The sequence below is a fragment of the Myroides odoratimimus genome, from assembly GCF_030326305.1.
Lineage (GTDB): Bacteria > Bacteroidota > Bacteroidia > Flavobacteriales > Flavobacteriaceae > Flavobacterium > Flavobacterium odoratimimum_A.
The window spans coordinates 56,555-72,567 of sequence record NZ_JACAKB010000001.1; the positions used below are offsets into that span (position 1 = coordinate 56,555).

Genomic DNA, 16,013 nt, shown 5'->3' on the forward strand with positions numbered 1-16,013 from the left:
TAAAAAGAAATAAAAACACAGTGCTAAATCGCACGCAACAAATTGTTTATGAAAAAGAAAATACTACTAGTGTCTACTGTACTGACACTACTGACTACTGCTGATATCACAGCTCAAGTGAAGAAGGATAACACTCCTCCTAACCGCGATCAGACTACCAAGAGCTATAGTAAGGAGGCTACTCCTGTGCGCTCTCGCATCAGTATCGAGCAGCTATCTCGCAACCTGACCAAAGCCTTTAAGGAGAAATTTCCTACTAATGCTGTGGATTATGATCGCTCGGTTATTTTTGACTTTATGATAGAGCCTGACGGTACTGCATCTTATATAGAGGTAGTGCGCAGTGACTTCGACAAGGAGATGGAAGTCCACCTTATCCAATTAATCGATAAGGTAACCATGAACGCCTGGGAACCTGCTTCTATAAAAGGTAAGAAAATCCCCATGCAATACACCGTGAAGCTATACGTGATGAAAGGAAACTGATTTTAATTGGGAATTGGTTTTGATTATTTTTCTTACCATACAGTATGTCACCTTGACGTTAGGAAAGGTCTCATATTTAATTAGGAATTAAAAATTAAGAATTAGGAGTGTGTGCCTATGGCATTTATTATTTCATTCTGCAGGTCATGTAAAGACGCAAAACATTGTGTCTACTTCAATATTTAATTAATGTATAAAAGAAAATGAAAAGAAGTTATTTAATCTATTTAGTATTGATGTTAATGACTATTAGTAGTCGCGGACAACTTATTGAGGTATATTCTTCTCAAGAAAAAAGGGAAGTGTTTTTACCCATAGAAGGGCTAATAAAAAGTAGAGAGGGTGGAGCTGAATACTCTAGTTTTGTTTGGAAAAATTATGTTAGTCAAGAGTATGTTAGGAATATGAGTGAGCAAGAACGGAGTTATATAACACTTGAGCCTAAGATGGCAGAGGAAGTGTTTAGAGATATTAAAATGTCTAGTAACGATTCTATTTTTTATTACAACTATTGTTATAATGAAGGGTATAGTATTCCAGTGTCTAAGTTACGACCTGTAGGTATGTTAAATGAGTATGATATAGCGGAAGGGAGAGACTTATCATATGATGTTGGACTTGCCTTTGATCAATCCTTATTAACGAATATATATTCACATTATGGGTATGCTTATATCGCTGTAGGGAAGGTAAATCCTTTTAAAGTAAAAGGAGATGTAGAGGTAGTGGAATGGACTGAAATAACGAATGAAAAATTGGTATTATCATTAAGTGTAATGGAAGATTATGCAAATGAAAGTTCATATTGTGGTAGTCAGCATTGGAAGATACAAAAAGCATTTAAAAGTCATTATATTCAATATGATTTGTATAGTTATGAATTAATAGGTGAAAGAGGCTGTTATGGTTACTTAATAACAATAACAGAGAGAGGAACTGATAAGGTTGTACATACTCGATTTTTTCAAGACAGTGAATCAAAGTATTTAAATCAAATCAATCCAGATTGGACAGATATGACTAGATATACTGATGCGTATGATCGAATAAGGATAGGTACTTTTATGAAAGATAAACCACCTATTTATTGGGGAGTACAGAGTTATAGTTTTGGATGTCCAGAAGTATTCACTCTTGAAGGAGAGGTGATCAAAGTATCATGTGTAAATAATCATTAAAATTATAGAATAACTAGGAGATGTATATTTAAATCACTAATGATATTTATACCTATGCAGTTCGGTTTTATTGTACTAGAGAGTTTCTTTATTATGATCTTATTTAGTGGTGAGGGATGCTTGTGAGGTAATAGATACATTGTGAAAAATCGGAAATTCCGATTTTTCTCTACAGCAAACAAATCACTATAATTTAGATGTTTTCATATCGTAGGTTAAAGTATTAGGTTTTGTCAATGGCTACTACACGATAAAAGAAGTTATATTGTAACTGATATAACAAAAAAAACGAGACCACTGGTCTCGTTTTTTGTTATCGGTGTCCTAGGATGCTTTTAAGATAGGTGTTACCTTTCTCTTTAGCTTCGCGTAGTTTTATTTCTTCCTCAGTGGGGATGACCTCTTCTTTTATCCATACGCGTTCGATGTACTTCTGTAGGTAGACGAAGTAGTTAATCGCTTTTAGCATACGTCTGCGTGTAGATACTTCTAAGAAGAATACATCTGCCTCAGGGCTGATCTCACGTTGGTAATACAGCTGTATGTACGGCTTGCCTTTTGGGCTAGGGTCTTGCTCTAGCTCATAGTGGAAGTACTCGTATTGGTTCTCTCCATTTTTGCCTTTGCCGAGGTAGTTCTGTATCGTGATACGTGGGGCATGTCCTGCAGCTCTGTCCTCTAGTCTGAATCTCCACTGCTGTCCACAGTAGTATATCGTAGAGTCTTCCTGCTCATAGTATCGCTGACCTAGTCGCTGTACGACAGGGCGCTTCATGATATCGTTAAAGTTGGCTACGGTGATGATCTTCTGTTTCTTATTATAGATACCGATCATGTCACTGTATTCTACTAATAGCTTCTCCCATTCTATGGTCAATGATTCGGCTATACTGGTATTCACCATCGGTTGCCAAGTCTGATCCTGCTCTGTAGGGTATCTATAGAAGGTCTGTATGGCGTAGTCTTTAGAGAATGGAAGTAATGATTTCTTCTTCTCTATCGTGACTAGCATAGCGTACAAGTCTTGGTACTGGAAGTACACAGAGGTAGTGTACGAGTTGCCATTCGTGAATGAGATACGCTTATACATATCCTCTTCTGCGTAGTCTATGATGATCTCTTCACCAGTAGGGATATGGTCTTGATTAAAGATGCTACCCCCTGCTAGCTTCATTAGGTTGTCTAGGTTCACGTCTTTATTCGCAAATGCAAATGGGTACTTCTCATCTGCATAGACAGGATTAGGCGTTTCTAATAGAATGGATTGATTCTGTGCCAATGCGTGTAAGATAGCGTCTGTACGTAGCCAATTCGCCCAAGAATATATGGTATCGTCTAGTTCTTCTCGTGTATGTAAGAATTCTGGTTTAATCAAATGGAATAGTACTGTAGGCTCTGCTACATCTCTTTCTAAATCATGATTCAGTAAGAAGTCTATCTCTATACGGTCTTTCATACTGAAGCGATAGTCATCTACATTATAGTCCGTATTGATAAACAGTCTGGCGCGTATAGTACCACCTACGATAAGCTCTCCATGATTATAATCTCCCCAGAATACTTCTGCTACATTTAGGTTTCTTTTGACATAGATACCCTGTCCTCCTACTGTGATGTTATTAGTAGTCAGGCTTCCTAGTACGACTAGGCCGGTAGAAATCTCTGTATTAGCATTGAAAATTTGGGGTACAGTAAGGTTACCATTTATAAGAATAAACGGGATAAGATCATCAGTGTAATGTTGGGCTGAGATGGTATCTAGGTTTAGTGGATCTTCCCACTGCTGGTGCCCTTCGTAATATAAGATCGGCAAGTCTAGATTCTCATGCTTATACCAACAGTCATCTGGTAACAAGTGCTTTATCTCTGCTAGAGGGATAAACTTCATAATCGGTGAATTAGTAATGTTTTATTATAGCAAAAGTAAGTAATTATTGGCTCTATAGTTAGATGAATATACTAATTATCTTCTGTATTTTCTAATGAAAGTAGTTATAATAAGTACAATGATTAAAAATAGGGTTTAACGATGTTTTTTTGGTTGTTAATTAGTTGATTAGTAGTGGGTAGTGTTCTTTTTGTAAAGAGGGTTTTGAGTACTTGACAGTGACGAGCAGAGTATAGAATATTTGAATAGTATAATTAATTGTTTCAATATATGTGATGAGTGTTATTATTTATTATCTGCTAGAGGTGCTCTTTTTAGTTAAAATTCTATCAATTAGGGGTGTTTGTTTAAAAAATAAATGATTAGTATGAGGTGTATTTGATTTGTTTTAGTTAATAAAAAGTGAATTTTGTTAATTTGTAATTAAAATTATTTATTTAAAAAAGTTATGAAGAGAATTTTATTTTTATTTCTAGGACTATCTTTATTAGCCTCATGTAGTAGTGATGATAATGCTGTGGTAGAGAATGGTAAATTAGGTGAGTTAATCGTGAAGATCGAACAGAAAGAGTACTATGTAGGTGATGAGGTGTCGATAAAAGTAGAAAGTCAAAATGGTGAAGAGATTAAAGATGCTACTATATTCATAGATGAGAAGCAGGTGAATGCGCTATACGAGTTAGCTACTGTAGGTGATTTTAAAGTAGTAGCGAAGAAGGTGGGGTATACTTCTAGTAAGGCTATTGATATTACAGTTAAACCGCGAGAGCGCGTAATGCTGTCTGTAAAAGAAAGTAGAGTAGCGCTAGGGGATAAGATTGTGTTCGAGGTGGTGAATGGAGCAAAAAAGGTTGTGCCTGCTACAATATATCATGTAGAGCGTGGAGAAACGATAGAGGGTACTGAGTATGTTCCGACAGAAGTGGGTACGCACACTTTCTTCACTAAGAATGGCAATGGCTATAAAGAAAGTAACATCGTCACTGTAGAGGTGATCGCTAATACAAATAACTTCAAGATAGGAGATAAGAAATATGAGATTCAAGAGATGACTTTTGATATCGTTCAGTACACTTATGGATCTGTGGTAAGAGATAGAGTGTATATCCTGGATGGTAAGGCGATGAATGCAGTAGAGATTAATGCTTGGAATATCAATGGAGAAGCGATTAATAATTTGAATATCACCATTTGGATTCCAAATCCAACGATTAAGATAAATAGTAAGAATGAAATTACTGATTTTGGTCAGCGTGTTTCTTTGAGCAACTCAAATGAGTGGGTGGTAAGAGAAGTCTTTGTTATGAGGGCTGATGAAGAGTCAAAACTGTACACAGTACGTGATAAGGAGTTGACAAACGTCAAGCTTAGTACTAAAAAACTAATGATACCAAATAATGGTATAGGTGCTGGGAAATATGGTGTTGTGAGTCATGGTGAGTTTAACTTCAGTGCTTTCGGAGATGAAGAAATGAAGTTATTGTTTAATGGAGCCTTTGTCACTACTGAATTTGTTAGTAAATTCTAAGAGAATTATTTTATAAAAAGAAGAATTGTTTACATTTTTTTAAAGGGAAGAAAAGCCTTACTGTTTTATACTAGTAAGGCTTTTCTGTGTTTAGGATATAGATCTGATGTTAGAACAGGTGTATAGTGTCCCACTATATGCGACCATAAGTGACTAGAATAGGTCATCGGTGGTCAAAAAAGTCATGATTAAAAATAAAGTTTTTGAATTGAAATAGATTTGTATCAGAAGATTAAGCGATAGAGTAGCTACTGAGTAATAATCTGATATTATAAGTAATAACCATTTTAAAAAATTAGGAATCATGGCAGAAATTAAAAAAGGAATTTTAGGAGGAGTACAAGGAAAAGTAGGTACTGTAGTAGGGGTAAACTGGAGAGGTAAAAACATCATTCGAAGTTTGCCAAAAAAGAGTGGTAAAGTAGCTACGGAAGGACAGTTAAAACAACGTGCGAAGTTTAAATTAGTAGCAGAGTTTTTATCTCCATTGAATAAATTGACTGGGAAGTACTTCGGAGAGTATCAAGGGGCTAAGTCTAGAACTAACTTAGCGATGTCTTATCAGTTATTAGAGACAGTAGTGGAGAAAGATGGCATGTTAGAAATAGACTATGCTAAGGTAGTCATCACTAAAGGGGTATTGCCTGTGCCTATCGTAAGTGATGTGAAGATAGAGAATGCTAAGCTTACTGTAAATTGGAGATCTGATGTAGGGATAGGATTAGCAAAGGAGAAAGATGAGATGATCTTCGTGGTGTATAATCAAGATGCTAACCAATTCTATGTGATAGAGGATCAGGCTAATCGCAAGGAGGGTACTATCTCTGCTAATATTCCTGCAGACTGGACTAAGAATAACTCAGTGTGGCTAGTCATAGTAGATGAGACTAAGAAGTATAGTAGTACGAGTGCTTTCTTAAAAATAGGATAGACTGTGTGAGGATGAATGAAGAAGAGCCTGGGGATAACTCAGGCTCTCTTTAACTTTACTATAGAGGACTTTATGCATTTGTGTTTTGTATATGCTCAGGTTATTCTTCATCACATTAGCATATATTGAGTCAGTATATTTTGAAATATTTAGTGTAAAGAGGGATATTCTATTTTACTTTTTAGTAGTTATATTTGTTGATATGTAATTAATTGAGTAAGTATGGGACTATTTGACTTCTTTAAGAAAAAAGATGTAATACAAGAAAGAGAAACTGAAAGTAAGTTACTCTTGTCAATGCCAATGTTTAAGAATGGCGACAGATATAGTATAGAGCTTATCATTAAGCATCTGAAAGAAGAGTGGAACATGACTGTAGAAGCAGAAGATTATAGTGATGATACAGCTATATTGACTGTGGATGGAAGTATGATCGCCATAGCATATATGCCCGCAGCTATACCTAATGAAGATATACAAGCTACTGCTAAATATACATATAGTTGGCCTACTGTGATGGATGATCTAGAGGGGATGACAGGCCATGTAATCGTGAGTGTAATGGTAAGTGATAAGAGCACATACGATCGATATACTTTACTGTCTAAGATATTGTATAGTATACTAGCGACATCTAATGCAGTAGGAGTCTATCAAGGAGGACAGACATTATTAATAGCTAGAGAAGAATACTTGAGTTACTATGATATGCTAAAAGAGGGAGATACTCCACTAACACTCTGGGTATATATAGGTATACAAATGAAGGATGACGGTACTAATCTGTACACTTACGGTATGGAAGAATTTGGTTTTAGAGAACTCGAGATTATTAAGACAAAAATGGATACTGAGGACGCATTTAGTTTTTTGTGTAATGTATGTTGTTATGTTCTTGAAAATAATGTTGTGTTTAATGATGGAGAAACATTTGGTTATACTGCAGAGCAAAAGATTAAAATTGTCTTATCTGAGGGAATAAATTTAGATGGACAGACACTAAAGCTAGGCTTGTAATAAGGTTCGTTATTTTTAAGTATGTTAATAATAAGGGACTATTATGAAGAAGTTAAGTGTTGTTTTAGGAGTTTGCCTTATGACGGTATTAGGCTGGGGGCAGCGCAGTAATTCTGATTATAAGCCTATATTTAATGTAGGGTATAATCAAGGGACGCATAGCATGATCCAGCTAGGGATGGAGTATGATATATTGAGTTCTGATGAGAGATGGCTCTTCATAGGAGGTGGTGTATTGGCTACTCCTTATCACAAGGAATGGTATTGGTTGCCATATCTGGATGTTACAAAGAGTAATGGGTTATTGTTCTATGGCGCAAAAGCCTCTACCAAACATGTACAGCCACAAGTAGGGATATCATTATTAAATCTGATGGATATAGGATTGGGATACGGTATCTCTTTTAACGAGGATAAGATACCCGTCATAAAAGGCTTTAATCTGAATATCAAAATACGCCTTAGTGGTAATGATAGTGTATATCCAAAGTTAAAAATAGGCTTTTAGGATATTATATAAATGATAAAGAGCCTCAGTTTATTAGCTGAAGCTCTTTACTATTATCCGTGTATGTGTTCTTTGTTTCCATAAGACTGGATTAGTTCTCCTTCGAACTCAAGCCATTCTTTCCAACGCTTGTCTACATCTACTTTCTCTGTGTATTTTTTAGCGAACTTTAAGAATGTAGTATAGTGATTTGCTTCTGATACCATCAGTTCATGATAGAACTGTGCTAGCTCTTTATCTTTAATGTTTTGAGATAGTGTTCTAAAACGTTCACAACTTCTCGCTTCTATCATCGCAGCGAATAATAGTTTATCAATAAAGCACTCATTACGGCTACCGTCTTTCTTAGAGAACTTGTACAGCTGACCTACATAGTCATCTTTGCGTTCTCTACCTAGTGTGTATCCACGTTCTTTAATGATGTTATGTACCATCTGGAAGTGTTGCATCTCTTCGATAGCAATCTCCGTCATCGCAGTCACTAAATCTTCGTGCTCTGAGTTATACGTAATCAGTGTGATGGCATTAGTAGCTGCTTTTTGTTCACACCAGCAGTGATCTGTTAATATCTCTTCTAAGTTAGACTCAGCGATATCTGCCCATCGAGGGTCTGTTAATAGTTTTAATCCAAGCATAATTCCTTTTCGTTTTATGCAAAAATAGCAATTATTAGATAGTAACATACTGTATTATTGGATTATCCTATCGTTATAACGGAGTTGTTTTTATCTGTATTATACGTTATTGCATATAAAATGATGTTTTAAGGGGAGATTATATGTTATTGCATATAGTTTTGTGTCGTATTGATTTAAGAACAAGTATTTTTGTAGAATGAAACACAATTTATCAGGAAAGAAAGTATTAGTCATAGGACCTGTATGGCCAGAGTCCAAATCATCTGCAGCAGGGAAGCGCATGCTTCAGCTATTGCAATGTTTTAAAGATTGGGGGATGCAGATTTACTTCGGAAGTACAGCTAAGAAGTCTGAGGTGAGTGATGATTTGTTTTGTTATGGGGTGACTGAGGTAGAGCTATGGCTTAACGATGCCCGTACAGATGAGGTGTTAGCTGATCTGATGCCTGATGTAGTGATGTATGACCGTTTTATGATAGAGGAGCAGTTTGGATGGCGTGTGACAGAACAATGTCCTGATGCGATGACAATATTAGATACAGAAGACTTACACTTCCTACGATTTGCTCGTCAGGAGATGCAAAAAAAAGGAGGTAAGGATATAGAGGAGTATTTATACAGTGAACGTACTAAACGCGAATTGGCAAGTATATTGCGTTGTGATTTGACTTTGATTATTTCAGCGTATGAATATAAGTTATTAGTAGAGAAGTTCCATATCCTTCCGAATGCGTTGTTGTTTATCCCCTTTATGGAAAAAGAGATCACATCTGAGGATATCAGTAATTGGAAAGGCTATGAGGAGAGAGAGGACTTTGTGTTTATAGGGAACTTTATTCACGAGCCGAATTGGCAGACTGTGCTTAAGCTAAAGACGGTAATATGGCCGCTGTTGCGCAAGAAGCTACCACAGACCAGGATGCATATTTATGGAGCTTATCCTTCTCCTAAAGTGATGCAATTACACAATGAGCGCGAGAAGTTCTTAGTACACGGTAGAGCAGATGATGCTCTAGAGGTCATTAGTGCCGCTAGAGTGATGCTAGCTCCTATACCCTTTGGAGCAGGGATTAAAGGGAAGTTTATTGACGCTATGAGAGTGGGGACGCCTTCTGTGTCTTCGTCTGTAGGCGGAGAGGCTATGCTTGGGGAATATGAATGGAATGGTTTTATCACGGATGATGTAGAAGAATTCGTCAATAGAGCAGTAGAGCTTTATACAACGGAATCTTTATGGAAGGAGAAGCAAGAATATGGAGTGAAGCTTATCAAGGCTAATTATGATAGTGAGTATTATGGAGACTTATTTTATAGTGCTGTCAATACCATGTTTAGCAATCTAAAAGAGATGCGTAGAGCCAACTTTATATGTGAAGTACTAAGACATCACAGTGTACAGAGTAGTAAATTCTTTGGGATGTGGATACAAGAGAAAACGAGTAGATAGCGTGTCACGGATTATAAAAACCCGCGACAACGACTCGCTATCTATTACTTTCTATTAGGTTCAAAAAGCATTAGAGTAACTTCTTCTTTTCCCACAGGTTTATTTTCTACTCCTTTTGGGACAATAATGCATTCGTTAGGGTGAAGTGTAATGACTTTATCTCTAAAGTGAAGTTCTAAGATCCCATCTACTACCATAAACAGTTTGTCTTCATGGTCATGAGAATGCCATTCAAATTCTCCTTGTAGTTTAATTAAATTGATGGTGTGATCATTGATATTTCCTAAGTTCTTTAATTGCCAAAAGTCTTTTAAAGAATCGGATTCTTGAGCTAAGTTTATTTTATCCATTTGAGTCTATTTTAGATGTATTATATTTGTTATTTAGAATTAGTAAAAACAACTAAGCAAAGCTAAAGAGGTATACGTCTGGTTTTTGCAGTAAGATGTTCGTTTTTTGCAATAATAAAATCGTGTATGAGAGTAGGATTAGGATTTGACGACTGTAGAACTGGAGAAGGATATGTACAACTGCATAGACAATTGTGTACAAGAGATTTGGATCTGCACTTCTATCAGAGTACTCAACAGACAGAGAGTAAGACGTATGTGTATAATGAACAGCCTTATATACAACTCCATTATGAGCTAGATAAGGGATATACGGAGTACAAGGCACGATACCAGCATAAGTCATCTATCTATACAGAAGTAGGGAAGTGTACCTTATTTTATCTGCCTGTACTAGATGGTTATCTATATGATCCTGTATGTGATAGTGCTATAAGCTGTGAGATCGAAATAGGAGAAAGTTGGTTAAGCCGCAACTTGAAAGAGGAGTCTAAGGAGAGCTATCAATTCTTAAAAAAGATGTCTCTCGGTGAAATAGCTGTGTTAGGAGAAGGTAGCTTCACAATTACTCCTGAGATGAAACAACTCATTTATGAGATCAATACGTGTGCTTATACAGGTATGGTAAAAGATTTGTTTATCGAGGGCAAAGTAATGTTGCTTCTGGCATTACAGTTAAATCAGGCGCAATCTGATGTAGACCAAAAAGCAGCTCTGTCTATACACACTCAAGATGTAAGCATGCTGCATGACCTAAAGACAATATTAGAGGAAGAAAGTCATCTAAAACATACCATAGAAGAACTAGCGATACGCATAGGAATGAATCGTACGAAGTTGCAAGCAGGATTTAAGCAGTGTTTTGGGATGACTATTCACGAGTATGTATTAGATATACGCATGAAAGAAGCATATCGTTTATTAACGTCTTTCGCTAAGGGAACCCATAGTATAGAAGAGATAGCTAGATCAGTTGGCTATAAGAACTATGCACACTTCTCTACGATGTTTAAAAAGAAGTTCGGTGTATCGCCAAGTGCATTTATGTAATGTAAACTGAGAATGATGTAAAAAGAAAAAAATTAAGAAGACTTCTCTTTTTTGTAGTGTGTATATTTTAAAAACACTGTATTGTTTATGTTGTTTTGTTTAAAAAATGTGTAATTTTGATAAATTGAAAACTCACCTTACTTTTTATAAATTAAATCAAAATCAAATTATGAAAAAATGGACAGCAATGATTGTGTTATTTGCACTTGCTTTTACTGGTTGTAGTAGTGAAGACAGTGGAAATGTAAACAATGGTAATGGTGGAACAGATGGTGGAGGTGAAGTAGTTAAAAGAAAAACATATGGTTCGTTTACTGTGAATACGAAGGTAAACGAAAAAGATGTAACTTATAAGTATTGGAATTATAGCCCTCTAACTTACATTAGTCCAAAACTTGGAAAAACTTATCTTATCATGCAGGATATGGTAGCTTATGAATCTAAAGAAGAAAAAAAGGCTATAACTAAAGAAAGAATAGAAAAGTATGGAGATTTAAGAGGAGGAAATCTTATTGTATCACTTAGTCAACCAGTAGAAGGTTTGTTTACAATTACCAGAGGATTTGCATATAAACCTGCTGGAAAAAGTAAATTGGCAACTCTACAAGTTAGTTTAGGTATTGAAAATGAAGAGGGGCAAAAAGAAGGAAAAAATGATGCAAAATATATATATGTGGATGAAGGGTTTTATGCTGATGCTTTAGAAGTTACAAAGGATAAAGACGGAATATTTCATTTTGTATTAAAAAAACCAATTCCATTAGTATTTAAAGAAGGAAATCATGGTTATGGGAATGCCAAAGCTCCAAGAGCTATTACTGTAACTATTGATAATGGTCATGGTCATTCAGCAAGTTCTGTAGGAGGATCAAAAGAATGAGGAAATGAAACCCCAGCTTTATAAGGCTGGGGTTTTATTTTATAAAAGACTTATATATTTGATGGATTATTTCATCATTTCAGTATAGTATTTGTAGAACAATGGAATAGTCTCAATACCTTTTAGGTAGTTGAATACTCCGAAGTGTTCGTTAGGAGAGTGGATTGCATCAGTGTCTAATCCGAATCCCATCATTACTGATTTAGAACCTAATTCTTCTTCGAATAACGCTACGATAGGAATACTTCCTCCTGAACGCACAGGAATAGGTGCTACTCCGAATGTATCTGTATATGCCTTAGCAGCAGCTTGGTATCCGATAGAGTCGATAGGAGTCACATATCCTTGTCCTCCGTGATGAGGTTTTACTTCTACACGTACTCCTGCAGGAGCGATGCTTTCGAAGTGTTTTTTGAATAGTTCAGTGATTTCTTCCCAGTCTTGGTTTGGTACAAGACGCATAGAGATTTTAGCAAAAGCTTTACTAGCGATAACTGTTTTAGCACCTTCACCAGTATAACCTCCCCAAATACCATTCACGTCTAATGTAGGACGGATAGAGTTACGCTCATTCGTCGTATAACCTGCTTCTCCGTATACATCATCAATATCAAGTTTTTGTTTGTAGTCTTCTAAAGAGAATGGACGTTTAGCCATTTCGTCTCTTTCTTCACGAGATAACTCTTCTACTTTATCATAGAATCCTGGTACTGTGATATGGTTGTTCTCATCGTGTAGAGAAGCAATCATCTTCGTCAATACATTGATAGGGTTCGCTACAGCTCCTCCGTATAGTCCTGAGTGTAAGTCTCTGTTAGGACCAGTTACCTCTACTTCTACATAGCTCAGTCCTCTTAATCCTGTCGTGATAGAAGGTTGCTCGTTAGAGATCATTCCTGTATCAGAGATTAAGATTACGTCATTCTTAAGTTTCTCTTGGTTTCTTTTTACGAACCATCCTAAACTTACAGAACCTACTTCTTCTTCTCCTTCGATCATGAACTTCACGTTACATGGCAAAGCATCGTTAGCAATCATGTATTCGAACGCTTTTACGTGCATATACATTTGCCCTTTATCGTCACAAGCTCCACGAGCGAAGATTGCTCCGTCTGGGTGTAGATCTGTTGTTTTGATTACAGGTTCGAATGGAGGAGAAGTCCATAACTCAATAGGATCAGCAGGTTGCACATCATAGTGCCCATAAACTAATACCGTAGGAAGAGTTGGATCGATGATTTTCTCACCATAAACGATAGGATAACCAGGTGTTTCGCATAATTCTACTATATCACATCCTGCTTTTTCTAAACTTTCTTTTACTGCTTCAGCAGTGTTGATTACATCTTGAGAATAAGCGCTATCAGCACTGATAGACGGCTTTTTTAATAGTTCAATTAGCTCATCTAAAAGACGTTGCTTGTTTTCTTGAACAAATTGTTTTGAATCTTTCATAATATAAAAGGATACATTGATTTTGTTACTCACAAAGCTAAGAATAAAAAAATACAATTTTTTTCTTGCAGATAAAAAAACCTGTTGTATATTTGCAACGTCTTAAAGGAACAGGATGTTCCACTGATTACGCGGGTATGGTGAAATTGGTAGACACGCCAGACTTAGGATCTGGTGCCGCAAGGTGTGAAGGTTCGAGTCCTTTTACCCGCACAAGAAAGCCTCTTCATTTGAAGAGGCTTTTTTTATGGAATTATTTTAGGAATGATTCATTTTTAAATCTCTTATATAGAGATCATTAAAAATAAATGATTTTTTTATTATTTAAGATTTGTTTTTAAGTAAAAAAATCTATTATATTTGCCACGTCTTAAAGGAACAGGATGTTCCACTGATTCGCGGGTATGGTGAAATTGGTAGACACGCCAGACTTAGGATCTGGTGCCGCAAGGTGTGAAGGTTCGAGTCCTTTTACCCGCACAAGAAAGCCTCTTCAAACGAAGAGGCTTTTTTATTGATGTAAAGTTATGGCTTAATAAACTTTTCTAATAGATATCTATTAATTCTCCTTCGGCAGTAAGATTAACAATTAATTTGATTGTTCTGTGGCTATACAATCATCAAATACACGATTCTCTCCATCATTTTGATTTAGATTACTTTTATTAGTGTCTACTTTGAGAAAAAATGTTTCTTGATATTATCATTGATTAGAAATTATGTATCATCTTTTTTTGTAAATTTCATTCTTTAAATATTGAATTTAGAGGAATGGTGTGACTTTTGTGTGAAGTGGAGTCTAAATTATAATGTCTAAGGATTAATCAAGGAAATAGGAATGGAATTAAAAAATTTGCTAGCAACTGTATTAGAGTTTGAATTATATACGAGTAAGTCTATCAGTATTACGATAGGTACATTATTATTCATCGCATTCACGCTTATGATTACTAATGTAGGGGTGAGGCTGTTGAAAAAAGCATTTATACGTATGGCTACTCCTGATGTAGCGGCTAGGCTAGGGAGTGTCTTTAATTTCATTAATTACTTTATTTACCTGATCATGATTTTCTTTATCCTGAATGTAGTTGGGATAAATATCAGTATGTTTTTGACTACATCAGCTGCTCTGTTTGTTGGTTTAGGGTTTGCACTACAAGATATCTTTAGAGATTTGATAGCAGGTATTTACATCTTGTTTGACAAGACATTAAATGTTGGTGATGTAGTAGAGATCAGAGGTGAAGTAGCTCGTGTGAAGGTCATTAATCTTAGATGTACTATCGCTGAGACGCGTAATAGAAAAGATATCGTGATTCCGAATAGAAAACTGATAGACGATATTATGAATAACTGGACGCATGAAGACCCTGTGATACGTGCAAGGATCGATGTAGGTGCTTTTATAGGGACTGATGTAGAATTAGTCAAATCGGTGCTATTGTCATGTGTAGAGGATAATGATGAGGTATTAAAATCGCCTAAACCTATAGTGTTTATAGATGAGTTCGGAGAATCTTCAATCCGTTTTATCTTATATTATTTTATAGATAACGCTTTTGATAACGATCGTATAGGTAGTGAGATCCGCTTCGAAATAGACAAGAAATTCAAAGCGAATAATATAGAACTGCCTGTGCCTGTGCTGAAGTTAAAACAAGGTGTAGTGTCTGTGTAAAAGTTATGGATTCTAGAAGTATTCAATATCAATAAAAGGATTAATTTTGCTTTTTTCTAAAGAGAGATGGCTTCTAATAAAACTAATTCAAATCCTATGTCTGCTGTGGGGGCAAGACCAAAGAGAAAACCTCCAACAAAACGAAAATCTTCTAGAAAGAAGAGTGCTAAATCATCTACATGGACTACTGTGAAGTGGGTGGTCATCATCGTAGTATTAGTGGGAATAGGTATTTGGTTTGGACTCCATTTTAGAGAGGGAATACGTTATTTCTTTAGCTCTGATGACAAGTCAGAAGGTAAGTCTATCTATGATGTGCGTACTGTAGAGGTGTTGAATAGACATGACAGTATGTTAGTTGGTTTCGATGTGTCCCATTATCAAGGGGTGATCGATTGGAAGGTAGTGGATTCTGTGGCTGGTAAAGCTTCTCTTGACTTTGTGTTCATTAGAGCGACTATGGGTAAAGATGGCAAGGACAAGGCTTTTCATCTAAACTGGAAAGGTGCTAGAGCAAATCACTTTATTAGAGGAGCATATCACTATTATCGCCCTGATGAAAATTCGACAGAGCAAGCAGAAAACTTTATTAAGTTAGTAAAAATATCAGAAGGAGACCTTCCTCCTGTACTAGATATAGAAGATATGCCTAAAGAGCAGTCTATGGAAAACCTTAGAAAAGGGCTACAGAACTGGATCAAGCTGGTGGAAGCGCATTATAAGGTAAAACCGATCTTGTACTCAGGAGAGAATTATTATACGCATCACCTTAAGGCCTGGTTTCCTGATCATGTATTATGGATCGCTAATTACAACTTCTTTGTCGAAGAAATAAAGGCAGAATGGCATTTCTGGCAATTTACAGAAAAAGGAGTTGTCAATGGTATAGATGGCAAGGTGGACTTAAATATCTACAATGGGAATAAGGCAGATATACGAGAATTACTTGTGCCTTAAAGTTTTTTAATCTTCTAGACTA

The 16,013-nt window shown here is 36.0% G+C and carries 15 protein-coding genes and 2 tRNA genes; 13 read left to right on the forward strand and 4 right to left on the reverse strand.

The genetic code is table 11. The features are described from left to right. Positions 1-48 precede the first annotated feature (48 nt). Positions 49-486 (forward strand): hypothetical protein, encoded by a 438-nt coding sequence (locus HX049_RS00280; RefSeq protein ID WP_286413334.1) that lies wholly within the window; start codon positions 49-51, stop codon positions 484-486. 203 nt (positions 487-689) lie between these two features. After that, the gene (locus HX049_RS00285; RefSeq protein WP_286413335.1) at positions 690-1,664 is read left to right on the forward strand and encodes a hypothetical protein; all 975 of its coding nucleotides are present in this window, start codon (positions 690-692) and stop codon (positions 1,662-1,664) included. 313 nt (positions 1,665-1,977) lie between these two features. Here the strand turns inward: HX049_RS00285 and HX049_RS00290 are convergent, their stop codons facing one another. Next, a complete protein-coding gene (locus tag HX049_RS00290; RefSeq protein ID WP_286413336.1) occupies positions 1,978-3,552 on the reverse strand; it encodes a hypothetical protein in 1,575 nt (524 codons plus the stop codon). 448 nt (positions 3,553-4,000) lie between these two features. Between HX049_RS00290 and HX049_RS00295 the strand changes: the two genes are divergently transcribed. The 4 genes from HX049_RS00295 (at position 4,001) to HX049_RS00310 (ending at position 7,536) form a co-directional block, all read left to right on the forward strand. Continuing rightward, positions 4,001-5,080, forward strand: a complete 1,080-nt coding sequence (locus HX049_RS00295; protein ID WP_286413337.1) for a hypothetical protein — start codon at positions 4,001-4,003, stop codon at positions 5,078-5,080. A 304-nt stretch (positions 5,081-5,384) separates the two neighbouring features. After that, positions 5,385-6,011, forward strand: coding sequence for a DUF6266 family protein (locus HX049_RS00300; RefSeq protein ID WP_286413338.1), 627 nt, complete (start codon positions 5,385-5,387; stop codon positions 6,009-6,011). Between the two features lie 222 nt (positions 6,012-6,233). Beyond that, positions 6,234-7,028 (forward strand): DUF4261 domain-containing protein, encoded by a 795-nt coding sequence (locus HX049_RS00305; RefSeq protein ID WP_286413339.1) that lies wholly within the window; start codon positions 6,234-6,236, stop codon positions 7,026-7,028. Positions 7,029-7,071: 43 nt separating this feature from the next. Continuing rightward, positions 7,072-7,536, forward strand: coding sequence for a hypothetical protein (locus tag HX049_RS00310; protein WP_286413340.1), 465 nt, complete (start codon positions 7,072-7,074; stop codon positions 7,534-7,536). Positions 7,537-7,589: 53 nt separating this feature from the next. Here the strand turns inward: HX049_RS00310 and HX049_RS00315 are convergent, their stop codons facing one another. Beyond that, positions 7,590-8,171 carry a tRNA-(ms[2]io[6]A)-hydroxylase gene (locus tag HX049_RS00315; RefSeq protein ID WP_286413341.1) on the reverse strand — a complete coding sequence of 194 codons (582 nt, stop codon included), beginning with the start codon at positions 8,169-8,171 and terminating at the stop codon, positions 7,590-7,592. 199 nt (positions 8,172-8,370) lie between these two features. Between HX049_RS00315 and HX049_RS00320 the strand changes: the two genes are divergently transcribed. Further along, a complete protein-coding gene (locus tag HX049_RS00320) occupies positions 8,371-9,621 on the forward strand; it encodes a glycosyltransferase (protein ID WP_286413342.1) in 1,251 nt (416 codons plus the stop codon). A gap of 44 nt (positions 9,622-9,665) precedes the next feature. Here HX049_RS00320 and HX049_RS00325 read toward each other — a convergent pair whose 3' ends face one another. Continuing rightward, positions 9,666-9,971: a cupin domain-containing protein gene (locus tag HX049_RS00325; RefSeq protein ID WP_286413343.1), complete on the reverse strand. Its 306-nt coding sequence runs from the start codon at positions 9,969-9,971 to the stop codon at positions 9,666-9,668. Positions 9,972-10,097: 126 nt separating this feature from the next. Between HX049_RS00325 and HX049_RS00330 the strand changes: the two genes are divergently transcribed. After that, positions 10,098-11,021, forward strand: coding sequence for a helix-turn-helix domain-containing protein (locus HX049_RS00330; RefSeq protein ID WP_286413344.1), 924 nt, complete (start codon positions 10,098-10,100; stop codon positions 11,019-11,021). 169 nt (positions 11,022-11,190) lie between these two features. Beyond that, entirely contained in the window at positions 11,191-11,901 is a 711-nt protein-coding gene (locus tag HX049_RS00335; RefSeq protein ID WP_286413345.1) for a hypothetical protein, read from the forward strand. Between the two features lie 66 nt (positions 11,902-11,967). On the opposite strand, the gene HX049_RS00340 is transcribed toward HX049_RS00335, so the two are convergent. Then, positions 11,968-13,356, reverse strand: a complete 1,389-nt coding sequence (locus HX049_RS00340) for a dipeptidase (RefSeq protein WP_286413346.1) — start codon at positions 13,354-13,356, stop codon at positions 11,968-11,970. A gap of 131 nt (positions 13,357-13,487) precedes the next feature. On the opposite strand from HX049_RS00340, the gene HX049_RS00345 reads away from it, so the two are divergent. The 4 genes from HX049_RS00345 to HX049_RS00360 all read left to right on the forward strand — a co-directional run bounded on the left by HX049_RS00345 (position 13,488) and on the right by HX049_RS00360 (position 15,991). After that, positions 13,488-13,569 (forward strand) — tRNA-Leu (locus HX049_RS00345). Positions 13,570-13,754: 185 nt separating this feature from the next. Continuing rightward, a tRNA-Leu gene (locus tag HX049_RS00350) sits at positions 13,755-13,836 on the forward strand. Positions 13,837-14,194: 358 nt separating this feature from the next. Next, entirely contained in the window at positions 14,195-15,034 is an 840-nt protein-coding gene (locus HX049_RS00355; protein WP_286413347.1) for a mechanosensitive ion channel family protein, read from the forward strand. Positions 15,035-15,100: 66 nt separating this feature from the next. Then, positions 15,101-15,991: a glycoside hydrolase family 25 protein gene (locus tag HX049_RS00360; protein ID WP_286413348.1), complete on the forward strand. Its 891-nt coding sequence runs from the start codon at positions 15,101-15,103 to the stop codon at positions 15,989-15,991. Positions 15,992-16,013: the final 22 nt, after the last annotated feature.